The sequence below is a fragment of the Marinobacter sp. L-80 genome, assembly GCF_056859395.1.
Genome location: NZ_JBSXOI010000070.1, coordinates 248021 through 271210 on the forward strand (window position 1 = coordinate 248021; position 23190 = coordinate 271210).

General features: G+C 59.4%; 17 protein-coding genes and 1 pseudogene. 8 read left to right on the forward strand and 10 right to left on the reverse strand.

Features of this window, described 5'->3' with window-relative positions; translation table 11 throughout:
• Nucleotides 1-31 precede the first annotated feature (31 nt).
• Complete coding sequence (locus tag AC13E3_RS14200; protein ID WP_430415920.1) at nt 32-1774, forward strand: alkaline phosphatase D family protein; 1743 nt, start codon at nt 32-34, stop codon at nt 1772-1774.
• A 107-nt stretch (nt 1775-1881) separates the two neighbouring features.
• Complete coding sequence (locus AC13E3_RS14205) at nt 1882-4608, forward strand: cation-translocating P-type ATPase (protein ID WP_482902193.1); 2727 nt, start codon at nt 1882-1884, stop codon at nt 4606-4608.
• Nucleotides 4609-4616: 8 nt separating this feature from the next.
• Here the strand turns inward: AC13E3_RS14205 and AC13E3_RS14210 are convergent.
• Nucleotides 4617-7007 (reverse strand): annotated as a pseudogene (locus AC13E3_RS14210) (phosphoketolase family protein); the annotation flags it as partial.
• Nucleotides 7008-7219: 212 nt separating this feature from the next.
• Between AC13E3_RS14210 and ilvD the strand changes: the two are divergent.
• A complete protein-coding gene (ilvD, locus tag AC13E3_RS14215) occupies nt 7220-8908 on the forward strand; it encodes a dihydroxy-acid dehydratase (protein ID WP_008173555.1) in 1689 nt (562 codons plus the stop codon).
• A gap of 12 nt (nt 8909-8920) precedes the next feature.
• Here ilvD and AC13E3_RS14220 read toward each other — a convergent pair whose 3' ends face one another.
• Entirely contained in the window at nt 8921-11524 is a 2604-nt protein-coding gene (locus AC13E3_RS14220) for an EAL domain-containing protein (protein ID WP_482902163.1), read from the reverse strand.
• A 288-nt stretch (nt 11525-11812) separates the two neighbouring features.
• Between AC13E3_RS14220 and pbpG the strand changes: the two genes are divergently transcribed.
• Together pbpG and AC13E3_RS14230 are read left to right on the forward strand one after the other, a co-directional pair.
• On the forward strand, nt 11813-12700 hold the full coding sequence (pbpG, locus tag AC13E3_RS14225) for a D-alanyl-D-alanine endopeptidase (protein WP_264622617.1): 888 nt from the start codon (nt 11813-11815) through the stop codon (nt 12698-12700).
• 19 nt (nt 12701-12719) lie between these two features.
• Entirely contained in the window at nt 12720-13199 is a 480-nt protein-coding gene (locus AC13E3_RS14230) for an asparaginase domain-containing protein (RefSeq protein WP_008173551.1), read from the forward strand.
• A 3-nt stretch (nt 13200-13202) separates the two neighbouring features.
• On the opposite strand, the gene rsuA is transcribed toward AC13E3_RS14230, so the two are convergent.
• From rsuA to AC13E3_RS14245, 3 genes are all read right to left on the reverse strand, one after another.
• Nucleotides 13203-13895 (reverse strand): 16S rRNA pseudouridine(516) synthase RsuA, encoded by a 693-nt coding sequence (gene rsuA / locus AC13E3_RS14235; RefSeq protein WP_482902164.1) that lies wholly within the window; start codon nt 13893-13895, stop codon nt 13203-13205.
• A 5-nt stretch (nt 13896-13900) separates the two neighbouring features.
• Entirely contained in the window at nt 13901-14929 is a 1029-nt protein-coding gene (locus tag AC13E3_RS14240; RefSeq protein WP_421866114.1) for a metal-dependent hydrolase, read from the reverse strand.
• A gap of 62 nt (nt 14930-14991) precedes the next feature.
• Nucleotides 14992-16242 (reverse strand): lytic murein transglycosylase, encoded by a 1251-nt coding sequence (locus AC13E3_RS14245; RefSeq protein WP_482902165.1) that lies wholly within the window; start codon nt 16240-16242, stop codon nt 14992-14994.
• A gap of 228 nt (nt 16243-16470) precedes the next feature.
• Between AC13E3_RS14245 and AC13E3_RS14250 the strand changes: the two genes are divergently transcribed.
• Nucleotides 16471-17346 (forward strand): response regulator, encoded by an 876-nt coding sequence (locus AC13E3_RS14250; protein WP_008173544.1) that lies wholly within the window; start codon nt 16471-16473, stop codon nt 17344-17346.
• Here the strand turns inward: AC13E3_RS14250 and phoR are convergent.
• The 5 genes from phoR to AC13E3_RS14275 all read right to left on the reverse strand — a co-directional run bounded on the left by phoR (nt 17343) and on the right by AC13E3_RS14275 (nt 21544).
• The gene (gene phoR / locus AC13E3_RS14255) at nt 17343-18662 is read right to left on the reverse strand and encodes a phosphate regulon sensor histidine kinase PhoR (protein WP_104270800.1); all 1320 of its coding nucleotides are present in this window, start codon (nt 18660-18662) and stop codon (nt 17343-17345) included. The genes AC13E3_RS14250 and phoR overlap by 4 nt on opposite strands.
• A 53-nt stretch (nt 18663-18715) precedes the next feature.
• Nucleotides 18716-19408, reverse strand: coding sequence for a phosphate regulon transcriptional regulator PhoB (gene phoB, locus AC13E3_RS14260; protein WP_104270801.1), 693 nt, complete (start codon nt 19406-19408; stop codon nt 18716-18718).
• 77 nt (nt 19409-19485) lie between these two features.
• A complete protein-coding gene (gene ubiA / locus AC13E3_RS14265; RefSeq protein WP_008173537.1) occupies nt 19486-20373 on the reverse strand; it encodes a 4-hydroxybenzoate octaprenyltransferase in 888 nt (295 codons plus the stop codon).
• A 69-nt stretch (nt 20374-20442) separates the two neighbouring features.
• Complete coding sequence (locus AC13E3_RS14270) at nt 20443-21006, reverse strand: chorismate--pyruvate lyase family protein (RefSeq protein ID WP_053113189.1); 564 nt, start codon at nt 21004-21006, stop codon at nt 20443-20445.
• A complete protein-coding gene (locus AC13E3_RS14275; RefSeq protein WP_405417317.1) occupies nt 20987-21544 on the reverse strand; it encodes a hypoxanthine-guanine phosphoribosyltransferase in 558 nt (185 codons plus the stop codon). The genes AC13E3_RS14270 and AC13E3_RS14275 overlap by 20 nt, the downstream gene beginning before the upstream one ends.
• Before the next feature lie 264 nt (nt 21545-21808).
• Here AC13E3_RS14275 and AC13E3_RS14280 point away from each other — a divergent pair, with 264 nt between their 5' ends.
• Both AC13E3_RS14280 and AC13E3_RS14285 read left to right on the forward strand, forming a co-directional pair.
• The gene (locus tag AC13E3_RS14280) at nt 21809-21976 is read left to right on the forward strand and encodes a rubredoxin (protein WP_008173532.1); all 168 of its coding nucleotides are present in this window, start codon (nt 21809-21811) and stop codon (nt 21974-21976) included.
• 58 nt (nt 21977-22034) lie between these two features.
• On the forward strand, nt 22035-23189 hold the full coding sequence (locus AC13E3_RS14285; protein ID WP_405417314.1) for an NAD(P)/FAD-dependent oxidoreductase: 1155 nt from the start codon (nt 22035-22037) through the stop codon (nt 23187-23189).
• The last annotated feature ends 1 nt before the right edge of the window (nt 23190 follow it).

A 23190-nucleotide genomic window follows, 5' to 3' on the forward strand; every position in this document is an offset into this window, starting at 1 on the left:
ACAAGGGACGAATGCAGGGGAAGATATAACAATGAAACGACTGACACGACGGGATTTTCTGAAGGCATCAGCCATGGGTATGGGCGCCGTGGTGATTTCGACCGGCCTCGCAGGCTGTGTACTGGACAGCTCCGACAAGCGAACAATCAGCTTTACCCATGGAGTGGCCAGCGGCGACCCGCTTGCCGATGGTGTCATGCTCTGGACCAGGGCTGCACCGGCGACCGGTTCGGCACCCGTCGGTGTCGCCTGGGAGGTGTCGACGGATGAGGGTTTCGAGAACCTTGTGCACTCCGGCACGGCAGAGGCGACTGAAGCCCATGACTTCACCGTCAAGGTGGATGTCCGCGGCCTGGCACCGGGGCAGAGCTACTATTATCGCTTTCAGACGACCGATCGGCAGTCACCGGTGGGCGTAACCCGGACCTTACCGGAAGGCAGTATCGACTCAGTGCGCCTGGCCGTGGTCTCCTGCGCGAATTATCCGGCCGGCTATTTCAACGTCTACGGGGAAATCAGTAAACAGAATGACCTGGATGCCGTGGTCCATCTGGGCGACTACATCTACGAATACAGCTCCGACAGCGGCAGTTATGCGGCACAGGATGCCCAGGCGCTGGGGAGGACCTTTTCTGAGGACAACAATCTTGAGCTGATTGAACTGGTGGACTATCGCAGACGTTACGCTGCGTATCGTGCGGACCCGGATCTTCAGTCCCTGCATGCGAGAGTGCCGTTCATCGTGGTGTGGGACGACCACGAGGTGGCGAACGACGCCTGGGAAGAGGGAGCTGAAAACCACAACGAGGGCGAGGGCGATTTCACCCAGCGTAAGCTCAATGCCCTGAAGGCCTATTTCGAATGGATGCCGATCCGCCCTGTGATCGAGGGCAGCGACGAGGCCATCTTCCGGACCTTCCGGTTCGGCAATCTGGTGGACCTGCACATGCTGGATACCCGCATTATCGGTCGCGACCAGCAACTGGACTACATGGACTATTTCACGGGAGAAGGCCTCGATGCTGTCCGCTTTACTGCGGATGTTGGCAGTGAGAACCGTACCCTGCTAGGTGCGGAGCAACTGCTCTGGCTGCAGTCTTCCCTGAACTACTCCACCGCCACATGGCAGGTGCTGGGGCAACAAGTCCTCATGGGCCGAATGAATCTGCCTGCGGAGCTGCTGGTGGCCATTGCTACTGAGCAGTTTGACGGTCTGCCGGAAAAACTGGCGGAACTGGCCCAGCTCAAAGGCCGGGAGCTCCAGGGGGATCCGTCCCTGACTCCAGAGGAATTGGCTCGCATCAATACAGTTGCCCCCTACAATCTGGACGCCTGGGATGGCTACCAATATGAACGGGAAGTGGTTCTGGGAACGGCCAAGGCGCTGAACAAGAACCTGGTTGTACTGGCGGGGGATACCCATAACGCCTGGGCCAACAACCTGAAAGACATCCAGGGCGACCAGATTGGCGTGGAGTTCGCTACAGCGTCGGTTACATCACCCGGCCTGGAGGAGTATCTGGGCATTCCGGATGACATGATTCAGGGCGCGGAACAGGCCATTGGTCTGCTGGTGGATGACCTGGATTACCTGAACGTGAATCAGCGTGGCTACATGCTGGTGACCTTTACGCCCGAAGAAGCCCGGGCCGACTGGTATTTCGTGGACACCATCAAGTCAAAGGATTATCAGATCGACGCGAGCCGCACCGCTTCCCGGCGGGTATTGCCCGGTCCCGGAAATCGTACGGTGCAGGACACAAGCATAGGATAAGAAGTCCGACCGGTCCCCTGACTATTCTGTCTTTGATGCAGCGCAAACCACCCCGGGTGCTTTCCGGGGTTTAATGGGGTGTTGCAATGGCAGGGAGCTCTCAGGGGATGTCGGAATCGGTGGTCTTGAAAAACGGCGAGTGCGAGCAGCGGGAGCCGGAGTGGCATGTGCTTCAGTCCGCGGAAGCAAGGCAGGAGCTCAAAGCAAAGGAGCCCCTGTCTGAGGATGAGGTTCGCCAGCGCCTGGCCCGCCATGGCCCAAATGCTTTGCCGGAGGCTCGTGCAAAGGGGCCTTGGGCGAGACTGGGACGGCAACTCAAGAATTTCCTGATTTACGTACTGGCAGGGGCCGCCGTAATCACGGCGAGCCTGGGCCACTGGGTGGATGCTGGCGTCATTCTCGCTGTTGTTGTTATCCAGACGCTGGTGGGCTTCGTTCAGGAGGGCAAGGCCGAGCAGGCCCTGTCGGCCATTCGCCACATGCTTGCGCCCAAAGCACGGGTCATGCGTTCTGATGGCCAGCATCAGATAGATGCTGCCAATCTGGTTCCGGGCGATACGGTACTGTTGGAGCCCGGAGACCGGGTGCCCGCCGATCTGCGTCTGGAAAAGTCCCACAACCTGAAAATCGATGAGGCCATTCTCACGGGTGAGTCCGAGGCTGTTGATAAATCAACAGGGTCGGTGGCTCCAGATGCTCCGTTGGGGGACCAGTCCGGGATGGCCTTCTCCGGCACCATGGTTGCGACCGGGACCGGCCGTGGCGTTGTGGTTCGAACCGGCGCGCGCACTGAGATCGGTCGCATTTCCGGACTCCTCGCTCAGACCACAACTCTGAAAACCCCCTTATTGGAGCAAATGGACAGGTTCGCCCGAATCCTTTCCATCATCGTGATTGCCGCCGGCATTGCGATTTTTGTTGGCGGAGCTGCATTCAGCGGTCTGCCATTCCGGGAACTGTTTATGGCAGTGGTTGGGCTCACCGTTGCCGCGATACCCGAGGGCTTACCAGCAATTCTCACCATTACCCTGGCCATCGGTGTGCGCCAGATGGCACGCCGGCAGGCCGTGGTTCGCCGAATGCCGGTTATCGAAACCCTGGGCGCGGTGTCGGTAATCTGTTCGGATAAAACCGGAACGCTCACCCGGAACGAAATGATGGTCACTCGGGCGGTGTTATCCGGGGTTCAGCTCGAGGTGACTGGCGAAGGCTACGATCTTGATGGTGCGGTAAACGCCGAAAATGGTCACCCGTCGGACTCCACTCTGCTGGACGAACTTGCCCGGGCCGCCGCCCTTTGTAACGACGCCCATGTTCACCATGACTCAGGCAGAATCCGAATCGCCGGCGATCCAATGGAGGCCGCGCTCTCCGTGTTTGCCCGCAAAGCCGGGTTTGATGTTGATGGCAGCGCCGCCGACTGGCCCCGGAAAGATGAGATCCCTTTCGATACCGAGAATCGCTTCATGGCCACGCTGAATCATGACCACCACGGCCACAGCGTGATCTACCTCAAAGGCGCGCCGGAGCGGATCCTGGATATGTGTAACAGCGAGGTTGCCGAATCCGGGGAAACCAGCGAACTGCGCCGGGATTTCTGGGAGCGGGTTATCACCGAAATGGCATCCGATGGTCTCAGAGTGCTGGCCCTTGCCCGGAAGCCCGCAGAACGTGGCATTGGCGAACTGGCCATTGAAGATCTTGAACAGGGTGCAGAACTGCTTGGACTGGTTGGTTTGCTGGATCCGCCAAGGCAGGAAGCCATTCGGGCCATTGCCGAGTGCCACGATGCCGGAATCCGGGTGAAGATGATTACCGGTGATCATGGGATCACGGCAGGCGCTATTGCCCGCAAGCTGGGCCTGAACAATACCGGGCGGGTTCTGACTGGTAAGGAATTGGACCAGCTGGATGATGATCAACTTCGGGATCTTGTTGGTGAAGTGGATGTCTTTGCCCGGACCAGTCCCGAACACAAATTGAGGCTGGTCACTGCGCTGCAGGCCCTGCATGGAGTTGTCGCCATGACCGGGGACGGGGTCAATGACGCACCGGCCCTCAAGCGGGCGGATGTGGGTATTGCCATGGGGGTGAAGGGCTCGGAGGCTGCGAGGGAAGCGTCTTCGGTGGTGTTGCTGGACGACAATTTCGCCAGTATTGCGGCAGCCGTGCGCGAGGGGCGAACTGTTTACACCAATCTCAAAAAAGGCATTGCCTTTATGCTGCCCATTAACGGTGGGGAGTCTATCAGTCTCGTTACCGCCCTGTTGCTTGGGCTGACCCTGCCCATTTCGGCACTGCAGATTCTCTGGGTCAACATGGTCAGCTCTGTGGTTCTGGCCATGACACTGGCGTTTGAGCCCGCGGAACCCGATGTTATGAAGCATCCGCCAAGGGGGCGGAATGAGTCCCTGCTTCGGGGATTCGTGGTCTGGCGTGTGGTCTTCGTTTCACTTCTGTTCCTTGGTGGCATTTTTGCTGCCTGGTACTGGGCCATGCATCATCATGGTGATGAGAGCACTGCCCGGACCCTTGCGGTTAACACGCTTGTGGCAATGGAAATGTTTTACCTGTTTGCGGTGCGATACCTGGATTCAGCGTCAATTACCCTGCGCGGGGTGTTGGGTACGCCGATCGTCCTGTTGGCAGTCGCCGCGGTTATTGCATTGCAACTGCTGTTTACCTATACGCCCTGGTTCAACGAGACCTTTGGCACGCAGGCGTTGAGCGTTGAAATGCTCGCGTTTGCAGCGGTTTCCGGTGTGGTGGTTCTGGTGATCCTCGAAATCGAAACGGTTGTCAGAAGGCGTTGGCTCAGGGCAGGCCCCGGGTAATCACCGCCGGGTCCCCCCCGGCCTTCTACCGCTGCCAGCTCCGCACTGGACAGCCATTCGCCCGGCGGCTTGTCCATCACGCTGGCACAGGCAGCCAGGGCATGGCCCCAGGAACAGCCGTTGGCAAACAGCATGCCGGCTTCATTCAATGTCCCGCCGCGGTTGATGTAGCCAAGAACCCGGGCCTGCGACGGTTCCGGGAACAGCGGATGGAGATGGCCCCGGAAGACCTCCGGGCGCATGTGCGTGAGAGCAACCCGTCGGCGAATGCGGTGGGGGAACAGGCGCTCCCGCTCGAATTCGGACAGGCATACCTGGGCTTCCATGGTGTCCCTCGGTTGGCGGAATCTGCCGGGTTCCTGGATATAGACCAGGCGAAAGGGGGTGCCGGTCTCCCTCAGGCGTTCACAGGCTCTGATTGACTCGGATAACTGGTAGGCGCCATTGGCGATGAGCAGCAATGGTTCACCGGACGAGGTATCTTCATCCACCACCAGGGCCCCGTGCCTCGCCAGCAGTTCCGCTTCCCGGGTGTCGAAGACGCAGGGGCGTTCCCGTTTCGGGATCACCATGCAACTGATCGTGCCCCTTTCACGGAATACAGATGGCAATGTTGCCAGAGTGCTGTTGTAGTCGGCCGGAAACAGCACCCGGGAGACGTCGTTCATCTCCGCGAGCATGCTTTCGCAGAAGGTGGTGTCCTGATGGGACTGCTCGTTCTTGCCATTTTCCCAGGTGTGGGAGGTGGCAATAACCGGCAAGCCGAGCCAGCGGGCAGGCCGCCCGATTTCTTTCTGGTGCCGGGCAAAAATCAGCTCCTGGCGGATGGCGCCAAGCATTTTCACGCAGAAGGCCTCATAGCTGGCGACCAGATTCAGCCCGGCCTTATTGGCCAGGCAAGCCGATACCACAGATTCTTCGTTCAGTGCCGTGATGATCTTGCCGTGCACCGACTCCTGATCGTTCTCGGGATCGTTCACCCGGTGCTTCAGATCGTCCAGCACTCCGCCAAGACGATTGCTTGCCAGCTCGTCCGGATTGCCCACTCTGGCCCTGAGGTCCGGGTTCTGGGCTACCAGCGCCCGGAAAAAATCATCCACAGCCTTCATCGGCGAGGTGCATTCCCGACAGGCCGGAAGCCGGGGGATTATCGGGTCCGGTGGATTGCGGGTCGCGAGAGCATGATCACGCTCAAGTGGGCGAGATTGCCCGGCGTGCTGGTTAAGATGAGTGATAGCGTTTTGAAGCTGATCCGGAGCCACCCACAATCTGGCGGCATGCTCGTTAAACAGCTCCCTGGCCCGGGCATCCATTCGCGGGTTTCCGGGCAGTGGCAGGTTGTGGGCTGCATTGCTGCTGGCGCCATAAAAACCATACCCCTTGGTGGTCTCCGCAATGCCATAGGGTACCCGAACGGGATAGCCGCTCTCTCCCCGTAGCGCCGCCTCGCCATTGGTGGCGAGTGCCTGCTCCATTTCATAGAGAGCACAGACAAAGCCGGCAGGATCGCGGCCATCAAAACGGAAGGGCACAAAGCCCCTGTGTTCGAGATGCGCTTCAAAACGTTCGAGACCTTCGCGGGTGCCCAGCTCGGTTCGCTGTTCAATGCGCCGTCCATTGGCAATCATAACCGGCATCACTGCGCCGCAGTCCTCGGCGCGCCACCAGCGGGGGATCCAGTCGCTGCCGCGCTGCTCCTCGGCGGCCCCATCAGACAGAAAGGCCACCAGAGACTCACCCGGCAGGGGCATATGGGCGTATTGCAGCTCGGCAAACCCGAGGTAGCCCCCTTCGAGAATACCACCGGCGGTGTGCGGATTGACGTGGCTGCCAAGGGGCGCGGCCATGGTACCGTCCGGCTTCTGGCGGTAGCTGTAGAAATCGGAAACCAGAGTTGAGAGCCCGTCCGGCCCTCGATAACGTTCCGCCTGTTCCGGATGAAGGTTTCCGGTGAGGACGTTCAGGGCGTCCACGGCTGCCACGCAGTGCCCCTGGCCCATCAGCCAGCTCCGAGTGCGTCCGGTCAGATTGTTCAGAGCCAGATAGCCGGCATAGGCCGGCACCATGTTCAGTGCCCCGCCGGTGTGGCCTTCCGGATTGGTCTTGAAGTCCTGAGGCGCCAGCGGCTGGCCGGAGACATCAACCCGGCGGGCGTAGGTCATGTGGACTACCAGCCAGAGACCGGCACTGGTCAGCCTGTCCAGGTCGGCGAGTTTACGATAGACCGCGGCAGCATCGGGCTGGTGGCCTGCAGCAACCAGGTGCTCTGCCAGTAGGCTGACCTGATGTTGCGTGGCTTCACTGTGCTGGATGACGCCATAACCATCGCACCAGCGCCGGAAATCCGGGCAGTCTGAAGCGGCGTGATTCACCGCTGCTGTTTGAATGGGAAATGGCATGAGATGCCTCCATGGCGTCAGTGTGTCCGCGAATTTTAAAACCACCGCTGTGAACTGCCATTGATGCAGGTCAGTCGAAACTGCATCTTTCTGCAGACTGCCCCAAGCCAAGCGTTCCACCCGCCCGCGTACAGGCTTGCTCGCCTGCCCGTTGCCGAAAGCCATGGTTTCTGAGAGTCTGTTCGAATAAGCCACCTGATAAGGAGACTCCCATGACGCAAGACAAGAATCAGGACAAGCGCCGGAAATATTCGGCCCCCGTTGTTGATGGCATTGGCAAATCCGCCAGCCGTGCCATGCTTCGGGCCGTCGGGTTTACCGATGAGGATTTCAAAAAGCCCCAGATCGGCATTGCGTCCACATGGAGTAACCTCACGCCGTGCAACATGCACATCAACCAACTGGCCGAGGAGTCGGCTGCCGGAGCCGATGAGGCAGGCGGCAAGTCGCTGATTTTTAATACCATTACCATATCGGACGGCATTGCCAATGGTACCGAGGGCATGAAGTATTCCCTGGTGTCTCGGGAGGTGATCGCCGATTCCATCGAGACCGTGGCCGGTTGTGAAGGGTTCGATGGCCTGGTGGCGATCGGTGGCTGCGACAAGAACATGCCCGGTTGCATGATGGGCCTGGCGCGTCTGAACCGGCCATCTGTGTTCGTGTATGGCGGCACCATCATGCCTGGCGAGAACCACACCGATATTATTTCCGTGTTTGAAGCCGTGGGTGCCCACGCCCGTGGTGATCTGGATCTGATTGAGGTGAAGCAGATAGAGGAAACCGCGATTCCGGGGCCAGGGTCCTGTGGTGGCATGTATACCGCCAATACCATGGCGTCGGCCATCGAGGCCATGGGCATGAGCCTGCCGGGCAGCTCCGCCCAGAACGCTGTGTCGGAGACCAAGGCGGAGGATTGTCGAGGTGCCGGTGCTGCGGTGCTGAACCTGCTGGAGAAAGACATCAAGCCCAGCGACATCATGACCCGGAAAGCCTTCGAAAACGCCATTACGGTCGTCATCGCCCTGGGCGGTTCCACCAATGCGGTACTGCACCTGCTGGCCATGGCCAGCACCGTCGGTGTCGATCTGGAGCTGGAAGACTTTGTCGAGATTGGCAAGCGGGTGCCGGTGCTGGCGGATCTGCGCCCGAGCGGCCACTACATGATGTCGGAGCTGGTGGCCATCGGCGGTATCCAGCCGCTGATGAAAATGTTGCTGGACCGCGGGCTGCTGCATGGCGACTGTCTGACCGTAACCGGCCAGACTCTGGCCGAGAACCTGGCCGATGTTGCCCCCTATCCGGAAGGGCAGGACATCATTCACGCCTTCGACAACCCGATCAAGGCTGACAGCCATCTGCGGATCCTGTTTGGCAATCTCGCACCAACGGGTGCGGTGGCGAAGATTACCGGCAAGGAAGGTACTCACTTTACCGGCCGTGCCCGGGTATTCCATTCGGAAGAAGAAGCCCAGGAGCGGATTCTCGACGGCACGGTGGTGGCCGGCGATGTGCTGGTCATCCGCTACGAAGGCCCCAAAGGCGGACCGGGCATGCGGGAGATGCTGAGCCCCACCTCCGCGATCATGGGCAAGGGCCTGGGCAGCGATGTCGCGTTGATTACCGATGGCCGGTTCTCAGGGGGCAGCCACGGTTTCGTGGTTGGTCATATTACACCGGAAGCGGCCGAGGGCGGCCCGATTGCGCTGGTCGAGGATGGCGACACCATTACCATTGATGCCGTCAGTAACCGGATTGAGCTGGATGTCTCGGATCAGGAACTGGAACGTCGTCGGCAGGCCTGGCAGGCTCCACCCCCCCGTTTCACCCGAGGCACGCTGGCGAAGTATTCGCGAACCGTAAGTTCTGCCTCGAAAGGGGCTGTGACCGATTTGCCCTGATCTGATCGGAGCTCAGGTCTTCAGCTGTTCTGGCCTGCCCCAGTAGTATCCCTGGCCATACAGGCCGGGGAACTGCTGTAGCCAGGCGGCGATAGCTTCCTCCTCCACACCTTCGACCACAACATCCAGGTCCAGAGCCTCACCCAGGTCAAGCGCCGCTCGGAATATTCGCTGTCGGGCGGGTTGGGTGAGTATGTCGCTGAGAAAACTCCGGTCGATTTTTAACTCGTCCAGCTCGAATGTGGCAAGGGTTCCCAACGACGAGTGCCCGGTTCCAAAATCATCGACGGCAATTCGGAACCCGCTTTGGCTCAGGGTCCGAATAACGACTTTTGCCAAGGCTGTGTCAGCCATCATCGCTGTTTCGGTAATCTCCAGAATAAGATCGGAAGGTTGTGCCCCATGGTGCTGCACAATTGCCTTCACCTTTTCCACAAAGTCCGGGTGGGTGAGATCGTTTGCAGAAATATTGACCGCAACGGCAATGTGGTCCCCGTGACGGGCCTTCAGCGCGCTCATATCTTCACAGACGCGGTCCACCACCCAGAGCGTAACGTGGTGAATCATCCCGACCTGTTCGGCTAACGGGATCCACCGATCCGGAGCAACCGTGCCGAAGTCCGGGTGTTGCCAGCGGATCAGGGCTTCCAATGAAGCGATAGGTGCGTCCTGTATTCGCACGGTTGGTTGGTATTCCAGCCATATGCAGCCATTACCCAGTGCCTCTTCGATATCCAGCATCAGCATTTGCTGCTGGTACTGCCAGTCCGCGATAGCCGGGTCGTAAACCGTCAGGGGCTGATGCGTATCCAGGGCAGCAAAGCCAGCTGATGAAAGGATATCTGACGCGTCGACCCCATGCTCCGGAGAATGGGCGATACCCACCGATGAACTCCACGATAGCGAGAACCGGCCCTCGCGGAAGTTCTCTCCCAACCAGTTCATGAGCGTTTTCAGTTTTTCCGGGTAAGTGTCCGGGGCGTCACTATGGAAAAAGGCAAAGGCATGATTGCTGGTATCAATGCTGGCGAGGGCATAGCCGTCAATCATGATCAACTGATCACCCATGATCCGTTTCAGGAATCCGTCGAGCTCCCACAGATAACTTCTGAGCAGATCCTCTGCCGTCCGATAGCCGAGAGCCTGCTCGATTTCGTTAAACCGGGTCAACTGAATCATGGCGACGGTGTAGGGCTGTTGGTGGCTATCAAGTTGATCCAACGACTCCTCCAGCATGGCCCGGTTGGGTTTGCCGGTAACACTGTGGGTTTTGAGGAGTTGCTTGTAATTTTGCTCTACGTGAGATCGCAGTGTTTGTTCCTGGCGAGCCCGAATATCAGAAGCCAGCCTTTTTTTGCGCTCTTCCAATATCTGACGGCCAATGCCGCTGGTCAGGATCAGAGATGCGGCTGCTGCACCGATAAAGAAGGCGGAATCGGTAAAGCTGTTCACCGGGACCCAGCCGACGGTCCGCGCCGCCGAGATAACTGTACCCAGGAGAATGAAGAGCAGTGATAACGCAAAATAGCGGGCATACACCTCGTGTCGGGCCTGTTTTAGCGTCAGGGCCAGAATCATTGAACCACCGGTCAGGGCCAGTATCAGGAAGGAGTCCTGACCGAGCAACGGTAGCCGCAGTGGCATGGCCAGCAGATGTAAAAGGCCAAGAACACTCGCTGCATTCAGTAGCAGTCTCGGGAGTCTGGAGACCTGGATAAAGTTTGGCGTGATTTGGCAAAGTGAGATGAGGCAAAGACAGAGGCTGATGTTCAGTAATGCGTTTATTTCCGGGAAGTCTGGCCAAATCAGCCAGAGCCCGAAGCCCTCCATGACAAGTTGCACGTGAATAACGGATAGCGTGAGAACGCCCAACCAGGCCAGCCCCGGGAGTCTGAATTTCATCATGAAGCTGAGGTTCAGCAACAGCGCAAAGACGAGGAGGCCAGTGATGAACGCCTTCCAGGTCATGGTTCCTGCGATGTCGCTTACAACATTGTCAGGTTCCAGAATGCTAATGGGTAGTAGCGTGGGGCCGGCATTCTGAACCTCGAACAACAGTGTGGTCGTACCCGCCGGTAATGAAACTGGCCAGATCCACGGTGGTAGCGAAATCAGCCGGTTACCGAATGGGTAAAGGTCTCCCATGTCACGAAGCCGCTGGAAAGCGCCATTTTCATCGAGAATGGCGGGTCTGAGCCGGTCGATGTAGGGGGCGGATACAAGGACCCACTGTTCGGCGTTTGTGGCTCCAAGGTTCTCCACCGTCACCTTGAAGGTGACAGGTCCGTTGTAATAGCCAATGCCGGAGTTCTCTGACGGGGCCGCCTGCCAGTTTTTCTGCCGCCAGTTTTCGTCTTCTATAACCTGCTCCAGAGGCGCAACCAGATAGTCGATCTGCACAATGCGGGAGGACTGGGACGCTGACCCGGGAGAGTCGACGTGCGACAGCGCGGAAAGCGGATTTTCAGGCGCGTGAAGGAGGCTTGCGAGCAGACCGTATGCCATGGCAGCCATCAGGAACAGGAAGGGCATCCACCGCCGAAAAGGTGTCAGCCCGGACTGGGCTCGGAGTTGTGACAGCACGGCTTTTTCGGTCTGATGTGTGCTGTCATCCATATGAAGCGACGGTCCCGCTAAGTGGTGTTTTCTGACTCGAAGAATCTGGTCGAATTTTAATGGTTTTCAGCTCACTTGCATTTGCCAGGTGAAATTGGCGCAAGAAACTTTTCACCTGATCAAACAAGACATTCGCTGGTATAGTTAACCCTGACCATCCTATCTGTAGAAGCCTGTTTCCGGACCGGTTGCGCGATGCATGAATAAACCACAGGATCTGTACAAATGAGACTCGCCGGCTTTTCCCCTTTCGTGATCTTGATGTTGCTCTGGCTGCCAGGATCGCTTTTGGCCCATCAAACGGGGGGTGAATCCCAAAAGCGGGAGGCAGAAACAGACAGTGGACCCAGGCTCGCTTCGGTGAATGCCGCGGTTGCCGTGGCTGGTGATAACGAGCTGATTTTCGGCAAGAATGCCGACCGGTCCGTACCCATTGCCTCTGTCACCAAGGTCATGACCGCGCTGGTCGTGCTGGAATCCGGCGAGCCGCTGGATGAGTGGCTGACTTTTCATGAGCGGCATACGCCCGCCGCCGCCAACGCCTACAGTCGGATTCGCATCGACTCGGAGATGCGGCGTAAAGATGTCCTGCGCATTGCACTGATGTCCTCCGAAAATTTTGCCGCCTACACCCTTGCCCGTAGCCACCCGGGCGGGTTCGATGCCTTTATCGAGGCGATGAACGCCAAGGCCGCGGCCCTGGGAATGACCGGTACCCGGTTTGTTGATCCGACCGGGCTGTCGTCGGAGAACCTTTCAACCGCCGCGGATCTTGTAAAGCTGGTAAACGCTGCGGCTGATTACCCGGAAATCCGGGAGTACTCCACCACCGGTTATTTCCGTGGGCAATTCCGGCAGCCCCGTTACAGCCTGTCGTTCGGGAATACCAATGCCCTGGTGCATCGGGATAGCTGGGGGGTGGCCCTCAGCAAGACCGGCTATCTCTCCGAGGCCGGGCGCTGCCTGGTGATGATTTCGAAGATGAACGGCAAAGAGGTGGTGACCGTGCTGCTTGATTCCCTCGGTACCCGCTCGCCGCTGGGCGATGCCGGACGGATAAAGCGCTGGCTTGATACCGGAGCCAGGGGCTCGGTGGCCGCTGCCGCCCGGCGTTACGAACAGGAAAAGAACGCGTCATACGCGACCGCTGGTAACAGTACGGTCAGTGTGAACTGACACTGAAAGGAATCCCGTTATGATCCAGATATTCACGACCGGTGGCACCATCGACAAGGTCTACTTCGATGCCAACAGCGAGTTCGAGGTAGGGCACAGCCTGCTGCCGGAGCTGCTGTCTGAATCCAACATCCACGAGGGCTATCGCCTGCGGGAACTGCTGCGCAAGGACAGCCTGGAGATGACCGATGATGATCGCCAGCAGGTACTGGCGGCGGCCAGTGAATGCGATTGTGGCCGAATCATTATCACCCACGGCACGGACACCATGGCCGATACTGCGGCGGTGCTGTCCGGCCTGAAGGACAAGACCATCGTATTGACCGGCGCGATGCAGCCGGCCCGTATGCGCCGAACCGATGCGGTATTCAATGTCGGGTTTGCCTGGGCTGCGGTGCAGCTGCTGCCGCCGGGTGTGTATATTGCTATGAATGGTGAAGTGTTCGAGGCCGGTGCAGTGCGCAAGAATCTCAAGGCGCAACGTTTCGAGCGCACCTGAGTATCACGCCAGGCTGTCTCTTTCCTCGGCGGTCAGTTCCCGGTATTCGCCGGGCATCAGCGCATCGTCCAGTTCGACCTGTCCAATGCGGACACGATGAAGGGCTTCCACGTGGTTGCCAACGGCTGCCATCATGCGCTTGACCTGATGATAGCGCCCCTCCGAAATCGTCAGCTCAATGATCCTTTCTTCCAGAAAATGCACCCGGGCCGGTCGCGTCGGCCTGGGATCATTATGCAGGTCCACACCACGTTCCAGTTGCTGTGCCGCGGCGTCGCTCAGAGGTTCGTTCAGGGTTACCCGGTAAGTCTTGGGGCAGTCGGTTCGCGGTGAGGTGACCCGGTGAGACCACTGTCCATCGGTGGTCAGTAACAGGAGGCCGGTTGTATCTGCATCGAGGCGCCCGGCAATATGGAGATGTCGGGTGATGTCTGCTGGCAACAGGTCCAGCGCTGTTGGATGGTCGCTGTCGGTCGTCGCGCTCACCACGCCTGCTGGTTTGTTCATCATCAGATAGCGCTCGCCCGGGAGGCTCAGAGGGGTGCCTGACAAGGCCACCCGTTCATCCCCGGCCAACCGGGTGTTGGCGCCCTTGCAGATTTGCTCATTGATCGTTACTTCTCCGCGGCCGATGGCCCGCTTGGCCTCTTTTCGGGAAAGCTCGGTGCTGTTGGCAATAAACTGGTCCAGTCGCATGGTGTTCAGCAGCGTTGTCCGGGTGCCGGGGAGCTCAGACTGGCCAGGCAGAGCACCGGCGTTTCGGCAATCATCCGGGACCAGAGCAGCCCGAGGGCTTCGGAGCTTACTGGTGGGCGTGGAGTCCGAAAGCTCGCCGTGGGGTCGATGCTGCTGCCATTGCGGGTCGCCAGAACAAAGGTAAACGGGTGCGCGCCGGGAATGCCCAGCCGGATATCGGTGGCCGTGATGCGGTCGCCGGCCTGGTCGTAATCCAGGAAGCCCCGGGTGAACCATTCAAGTCGCCGGGCCTCGGGCAGGTCCGAGACTTCGCTCGCCAGCTCCGGGCGGCGTGGAAAGTATTCAAGATTCAGCGGCGTGTCGCCATCCAGAAAGCCGGTGACGATTTCTACCCGCTGATCACCCTGCAGAGCCGTTGCCCGCCACAACAGTGTGCTGAATGGCATGGGCTGAACCAGCAGGTCAGGGTTTTCCAGGCCGGCGGCCGCAAGCGCGGGTTGAACTCGCTGTGTCATCACTTGCTGGGCCAGAACACTCCAGCCCAGGTACAGGGTGGACACTGCCAGGCCCGCAACTATCGCTGTTTTGGCGGGCGGCCGGGCGAGAAAAAACAGGCAGCCGGCCAGCAGGGGCAGGGTGTATAGCGGGTCGATGATAAAAATGCTGCTGACGGCTACGGGTGGCCCGATGGGCCAGAACAGCTGGGTGCCATAGGTTGTGAAGGCATCCAGCAAAGGATGGGTAATCAGGATCAGCCCCGTCAGGGCGAGCCACCGCTGAAAACTCAGTTGTGGTTTCCAGCGCCAGAGCAGCCAGGCAAGGGCCACTGCCAGAGGGGCCAGAACGAACAACGAATGGCTGAATCCACGGTGTTGGGTGAAATTGGCCACTGCGGTGCCGTAATCGATGACGACATCCAGATCCGGGAGGGTGCCCAGAACTGCGCCTGTCAGCAAAACCGAGCGGCCAAGGGTCTTGCCGGCTACGGCGCCGGCCAGGGAGGCGCCCAGGGCGGCCTGGGTGAGTGAATCCATGTCAGATCAGTCTCGCATCAAAACGGTGTCCTGCAGTAGTAGGCCGCCGACTCCCCGGCGGATCACTGTCCTGCAGGTATTTCCAGCGCCGCCAACACCGATTCACCGGGGTAGCCATCAGCCACCAGGTTGTTGGCAGCCTGGAACTGACGGATGGCAGACCGCGTTGCCGGGCCCATGATGCCATCTGGGTTGCCTGGCTCATACCCCCGTTGCTGCAGGGCTTTCTGGAGGTTGATGATGTTGGCGCGGGACAGCGCAGGCGCGTCTTCGGGCGGCGGATTTTGCAGTTTACCTGCGCCGGCAATCCGGTCAGCCAGATGACCAACCGCGATGGCGTAGAACTCGGAGCGGTTCCAGCCCATGATCACGCGGAAGTTGTGATAGGCAAGAAACGCGGGCCCGCGGTGTCCTGCCGGCACCACGAGGGCGGCATTAATCGGTTCGCGGGCCAGTGGCTTGCCGAAGGCATCCGTAATGCCCATTTCGCGCCACTGCTCCAGTGGCAGACGTCGTCCGTCCGCAAGGGAATAGTCGAAATTCTCGGGTAACAGGACCTCTCGGCCCCAACGGTAGTCGCCGTCCCAGTTCATGGATTCGAGAAACCGGCCCGCAGACATCATGGCATCCGGAAGGCTGTTCCACAGATCCCTGCGGCCATCACCATCGGCATCCACCGCGTGTTTCAGGAAAACCGTCGGCATGAACTGAACGTGGCCCATGGCGCCGGCCCAGGAACCTTCCATCTGGTCTGCCGGTATGGCGCCCTCGTCAATAATGCGCAGGGCCGCGATCAACTGCTCGGTAAAGAAAGTGCTGCGGCGAGGATCGCAGGCCAGTGTTGTCAGGGAGCTGGGTACCGGCATCTTGCCGAAATAGCTGCCAAAATTGGTTTCCAGGCCCCAGAAGGCCACCAAATAAGGCGCGGGCACGCCGGTTTCCCGGGTGACTCTTGCCAGCAGCTCCTGATGTTCCTGCAACAGTTCGCGGCCGGTGTTGACCCGGGCATCGTTAACCCGCCGGTTCAGGTAATCGGCAAAGGTAGTGGTGAACTCCGGTTGCCGCCGGTCCAGTTCGATCACCCGTGCCAGATGCTGGACCTCGGACATCACCTCGCTGGCGGTCTTGCTGCTGACCCCGGCGGCAATGGCCTGCTCCTGAAGCCGGGCCTTGCATTCGGCAAATCCCGCTGGCTCAACTTCAGCGCTGTCCTGGGCAATGGCGGGCAGTGACAGACATGACAGAAAACCGGAAAACAATAAGCCGCGAGTAACGCCGCCCTGGCGAAGAATCCTTGCAGGTTTGGTCAGCACACAAAACCTCTATCAGGCTGATGATCGTGGAGTATCCTGAGCCCATGTTAGCGCGTTTTCCAGCCGGAGAAACACTGTCCTGGCTCCCGTGGAGTGACAATTCTTTAACCTGACGGTTCCTGAAAAACGGCGATTGTGGTCTTTTTGTTGCCGACAGGTTTCTGGCGTGGGTGTTTGTTCTATAGTTGCAACATAGAACCGGGTTGTGGATAGGGGAAGGTCTGAACTATGGCAATGCTGAAAGCGCTGGTGGTGGATGACGCCAGCTTTGTACGTGATCTGGTCAAGCGAACCGTGCGCCAGCGTTTCCCGGTCATCGAGACTACCGACGCCCAGAACGGCCGGCGAGCGCAGTCATTGATGTCGAGGACCGCGTTTGACCTGATTCTGTGCGACTGGGAGATGCCAGAAATGTCCGGGCTGGAATTGTTGCAATGGATGCGCCAGCAGCCCCAGTACGAAAACGTGCCTTTTATCATGATCACCAGCCGGGGCGACAAGGATCACGTGATCGAAGCGGTCAAAGGCGGCGTTTCCGAATACCTTGGCAAACCGTTCAGCCCCGAGGGGTTGAGCAAGAAAATTATCAAGGTGATGGGCCGCAAACTGAAAGATGCCATGGACCGGAGCGGCAAATCCATGGCCAGCCCTGCCGATGCCTTCAAAGAGTCGGCCAACCTGCTGACCCGCAAGCCCGAAGCCGCGGCGGAGGTTTCCGCCGAGTCACCGTCCTCTTCCCCCGGGCCCGAGCCTTTGGCACCGACAAGGCCGACCTCGGCCCGGGCGCCCATGAGCCTGGCCTCGGTACGCTTCGCCGAGAGCACCCTGAAATCGGTGGTCAAGGATATCAATCTGACGGAGGTGCGGGTGATCGCGAAGCGGGACCAGGTATTCCCGGGGATTCTCGACCAGGCGGTAGTGGACATCGAGATCGCCGAGGGCCAGATGGCGAGGTTGAACGGCTACGTGCACCAGTTGCAGGCGGTGGACAAACGCCAGGACACGGACTTTGTCAGCGTTACCATTCGTTTTGTCGATGAAGACCCGAAAAAGCTGGAGGACCTGTCGAGGTTTGTCGCCCGCTTCCGCGCGGGTATGCGCTAGCTCTCTGCCCTCTCGGGGATCCGCTCGACCAGTCGCTCCCGCGGGAAATGACAGATAAATTCACTGCCCTCGCCAATCCGGCTGCGAATCTCCAGATTGCCATCGTGGTTGAGCAACACGTGTTTGACGATTGCCAGGCCAAGGCCGGTGCCGCCGGTGTCCTTGTGGCGGCTGGGATCGGCCCGATAGAAGCGTTCTGTCAGACGGGGGATATGGACCGGGTCGATACCGATGCCGGTATCCCTGACTGACAGGTGTGCGCCTTCCCGGTTGGTGGACCAGGACACGATAATCTGGCCATTTGCAGGGGTGTACTTCACCGCATTGAATATCAGGTTCGAGAAAGCGCTGCGCAGCTGGCTTTCATCGCCTTTCAGCAGGCGGTGGTCGCCGATATGCACGGTAATCTCGTGCTGTTTTTCGCCACTGAGCGCCCGGGCGTCATGACAGATCTGGGTCAGCAACTGGTCGACGTCCGTGAGGGTGTCGTTGACCGTTTGCTCCCCGGTTTCAATACGTGAGAGCAGGATCAGATCGGTGATCAGGGCTTCCATCCGGGATGACTGGGCAGCCATGGTGTTAATGGCCCGGCGCCACTTAGGCGGCAGGTCGGCAGCATTGTCCACCAGGGTTTCGAGGTAGCCGCTTATGACCGTGAGGGGCGTGCGCATCTCGTGGGACACATTGCCGACAAAGTCCCGGCGCATCTGTTCGAGCTGGTACAGCCGTGTTACGTCCTTGGCGACAATCAGGCGGTCGTCGTCACCAAACAGGCTGATCTGGATCTGAAGGTGAATGTGAGGTCTGGCCGGCGAATGTATCTCCAGGGGCTCGCGGTAATCCCGTGAATCGAAATAGGTCTTGAAGGCCGGCGTGCGGATCAGGTTATGGATGTACTGGCCCTGATCGGTGTTGCGCCGGAAACCCAGCAGATACTCGGCGGAGCCGTTCCACCATTCCATGGCGCCGCGGGAATCGGTCATGATCACGCCATCGCGCATGGCGTTGGTGGATTCCTGCACCCGATTGATCTGGGCCCTCAACCGGTCCTGGGTTCTCAGGTGGGTCTGATGCAGTTTGTGAAGGTTGTCGAAAATATCGCCCCACAGGCCGATGCTCTGCGGGGCTTCGTCGGTGGCGCTGGGGTTGGACAGCCACTGGTAGAGACGCCTGGCCTGAAGCAGCGTCCACCAGAGATAGACGATCAGCCCGAGGGTAAGGCCGTAAACGGGCTCACCGAAATAGAGGCCAACCAGGGTGGAGCCAATCAGGCCACCGATAATGTAGCGCAGGTATCGTGACCAGTTGTGCTGCATCAAAAACTGCCTTGTGTCCGTTCCGGGGCTGATGCTCAGCTGGCCGGAGTTACTTACGCGGCTCTGGTCGAGAAGCGGTAACCGGTTCCGCGTACGGTCTGGATCAGGTGGTCGTACTGGTCGCCAAGCGCCTTGCGGAGCCTGCGGATATGCACATCCACGGTCCGCTCCTCAACATAGACATTGCCACCCCAGACCTGGTCCAAGAGTTGGGAGCGAGTATATACCCGTTCCTGGTGCGTCATGAAGAACTGAAGCAGTCGGTATTCTGTCGGGCCCATGGTAAGGGCGCCATTCTGGGTGGTGACCCGATGCCCGACCGGATCCAGCGTCAGGCCTTCCACTTCAATCGGGCTGTCTACGCCCGGCGGCGTCGCACGCCGAAGCACGGCTTTCAGGCGGGCGACCAGTTCCCGGGGGCTGAACGGTTTGGTGATGTAATCATCGGCACCAACTTCCAGGCCCTGGATCTTGTTGTCTTCCTCGACCTTGGCGGTGAGCATGATGATGGGAATGTCGGCGGTCGCTTCTTCTTTCTTGAGGCGGCGTGCCAGTTCCACGCCGCTGGTGCCGGGCAGCATCCAGTCGAGGAGTACGAGATCCGGGTGTTTGTCGACAATCAGGGCATGGGCTTCCCGGGCGTCCGCTGCCTCCAGATAGTCATAATCCGCCATTTCGAGGGCCACCGCGATCATCTCGCGGATCGGGGCCTCATCATCGACGATCAGGACAGTTTTTCCAGTCATGAGCTTTTAACCTGTGTCAGACCTTGATTTGTTGCTGCCTCATTACAACGCTCAAGTGTTACAAGTATATGACAGGTTCAGCTGACCATGAGATCAATTACAAGGCCGGCAAAAACGGCAAAGCCGGCCCAGTTGTTGTTCAGAAACGCCTTGAAGCAGCCGTCCCGTTCACGTTCCCGCGCCAGGTACTGGTGGTAAATGAACAGGCAGGCCATGGCCACGACGCCCAGATAGTAGAAGGTGCCCAGCTCGGCACGATGGCCCACCATGATCAGGATTAGTACAACCATGGCCTGCAGCATGCCAATGATCGCCTTGTCGGCTTCTCCGAACAGGATGGCCGTAGACTTGATGCCCACTTTCAGATCGTCATCCCGATCCACCATGGCATACAGGGTGTCGTAGGCAACGGTCCATAGCACGTTGGCGGTGAACAGCAGCCAGGTGAGCTGACTCAGTTCGCCGGCCTCCGCCGCCCAGGCCATGGGAATGGCCCAGGAAAAGGCCGCGCCCAGAAACAGCTGAGGCAAATGGGTGTAACGCTTCATGAACGGGTAAATGAATGCCAGCAGGGCACCGCCGAACGACAGATACAGGGTCAGCGGGTTGGTGAACAGAACCACCATCAGGAAGGAAACCAGGCACAGTCCCGCGAACAGCGCCACCGCTTCCCAGGGTTTTACCCGGCCCGCGGTCAGTGGCCGGTCCTTGGTGCGTTTGACATGCTTGTCCCAGTCCCGGTCAGCGAAATCGTTGATGGCGCAGCCAGCCGCCCGCATGAAGAACACGCCCAGGGTGAAAATGATGACATTAGCCAATGCGGGGCTGCCGTCTCCGGCCAGCCACAGGGCCCAGTAGGTCGGCCACAGCAGGAGCAGGGTTCCGATCGGGCGGTCGATTCTGAGCAGGCTGGCGTAGTCGGCCAACCGGCGCTGGATAGGTTCTGGCACAGCGTCAGGCAGCATGGCGCGCGTCCGTCTGGTGTTCTTCGAATTGAATGAGTGCTGGGATTATAGCCAGTCGCAGGAGGCCGGTTAAAGCGTGTTCCGCTGAAACAGCGCCGGTAGCAGGTATTCACCAACCAGCAGGGAGCTGTTGTGGCCACTGAACAGGGAGCGCCTTGCCAGTTCCGGCTGTCCCGGGATTACCGGTCTGCAGAGGCCGGTTTCCAGAGGGCCCCGTTGCCAGTGGGGGCTGGTGAACAGGTAGGCGCCCAAAGGTCGATTGCCCAGGTGAAGCAGCCGGCGCCCCTCGCCCTCCAGACACTTCAGGGGAATGACCGTCCTGGCCAATACCCAGGGCTGGTTGTCGCCGCACAGGCTGACTTCCCGTATCCAGGCGTGTTGACGGTGGGGAATGCGCAGGCGCCGGGCCTCTTCCTGTGTCGGCGTTGCAAAGCCCTCCCGGCGGACCTCAACGTGAAAGGAACGGCTGCACTGTTTCTGCAGGGCTCGTGTAAACGAACCCTCTACCTGCAACCAATAGCGGGCAGGCCCGTGAACCGCCGGGTTCAGGAGGCCGGCGGCCGTCAGCGATTGGTACCAGTCCGTCGGGGGTATGGTCAGGTGACTGTCGATGTCAGAGACCCTTGACTGCATAGATGCCGGGGGCATTGCGCCAGTAGCCTTTGTAGTCCATGCCGTAACCGAACAGGAAGCGGTCTTCCACTTCCAGGCCGGTGAAATCGGCCTTCAGATCCGGACGGGCCTTCCGGTCATGTTGCTTGTCGACCAGAACGGCCGTCAGTACCTCACTGGCACCGTGAGCGCGGCAGTAGTCGGCGATGGCGCACAGGGTCGTCCCCTCATCCAGAATGTCATCGATAATCAGGATGGTACGGCCGTTCATATCGGCTTCGGGCTGCAGTTTCCACTCGAGAATGCCGCCGGTAGTTTCCTGACGGTAGCGGGTGGCATGCAGGTATTCGGCCTGGACCGGAAACCGGAGCCGGGGTAGCAGTTGTCCGGTCAGGATCAGCCCGCCGTTCATCACGCAGAACAACAGGGGGTTGCTGTCTTTCAGGCGGGCGGTAATATCGTCGGCCAGGTTGCCGATTGCAGTCTGTACCTGCTGTTCATCCACGAGGCAGTCGGCTTCGGCCATAACCTGGTTCATTTCGGCGACGGTATCGGTCATATCGGTCGGTCCTGTCGTAAAACGGGCGATTATACCGGACAGGGCCTGCAGAAGGGAGGGGCCACCCCGGTTGTCAGATCTGTATTTGTGGCTATTGGCAGAAATCCCCTGACCGGACCGTCGGCATTGGCATTGGTCAATACCGGGGCGATGGGTATGATGGCCTGTTTCGACAGTTGTTCGTATCTGTTAACTGAATAAAACACTTGCGTGTAATATTGTCCGACAATTATTATTGCGCCCGTCTGATGTTGGGAGAACGTTATGAAGAAGTGGCAGTGTGTGGTGTGTGGTTTGATTTACGATGAAGCCGAAGGCTGGCCCGAGGACGGCATTGAGCCGGGCACCAAGTGGGAAGACGTACCGGAAGACTGGGTATGCCCGGATTGCGGTGTCGGCAAGGAAGATTTTGAAATGATCGAGATCGGTTGATAGCACCCGGCACGGCCGGTAAAACCCGCCCAGGTGAGTTAAATACAGGAACACGGTTATGACTGAACAGGCCCCCATCATTATTGTCGGTACCGGTTTGTCCGGTTATTCCCTGGCGCGGGAAATCCGGAAGCAGGACAAGGAGACCCCGGTTCTGATGGTTACCGCCGACGATGGCGTGAGCTACTCCAAGCCCATGTTGTCCACCGGCTTTACCAAGGGCAAGGACGCCGATGGCCTGGCCCAGGGCGGTACCGACGCCATGGCGGATCAGCTGAATGTCCGGATTCGCACATTTGCCACGGTCACCGGCATTGATACCGAGGCCCACGAACTGATTCTCGGTGATGAACGACTTGCCTACAGCAAGCTGGTTCTGGCCTGGGGCGCCGATGTGATCCGGCTTGGCCTGGACGGTGATGGCCAGGAGCATGTGTTTTCGATCAATGACCTGATGGATTACCGTGCCTTCCGGGACGCCCTGGGCGACGGCAAGCGGGTGGCGATCATGGGAGCCGGTCTGATTGGTTGTGAGTTTGCCAACGACCTGCGCAATGGCGGTTACGAGGTTGACGTGATTGCTCCTTCCGAGGAGGTCATGCCGGGGCTGCTGCCGGAGGCGGCCGCTCATGCTGTCCAGCAGGAGCTCGAGAACCTGGGGGTCGGGTTTCATCTCGGAACCGTGGTTGATCGGATCGACCGCAGGGGTGACGGGGTCAGTCTGACCCTGGCCAATGGCGAGACTCTGGACGCTGATCTGGTACTGTCCGCTGTGGGCCTGCGCCCGAGGACCGATCTGGCCCGGGCTGCCGGGCTGGAGACGGCCAGGGGCATCGTAGTGAATCGCGCGCTCGAGACTTCCGCGCCGGATGTCTACGCACTCGGTGATTGCGCCGAAGTCGACGGCCACGTGCTGCTTTATGTCCTGCCGCTGATGGCCTGTTCCCGGGCGCTTGCAAAAACCTTGCTCGGTGAGCGCACCGAAGTGAGCTATGGCACCATGCCGGTGATGATCAAGACCCCCTGCTGCCCGACCGCCGTCTGTCCACCACCGTCGGAAGCCGAGGGCAACTGGGAAGTTGAGCAGGATGGCACCAGCGTCAAGGCGCTGTTCAAGAGCGCCGGGGGCGATGTACTGGGGTTTGCGGTAACCGGCAGCTATGCCGTGGAGAAACAGGCCCTGTCCAAGGAAGTGCCTCCGATACACGGCTGAT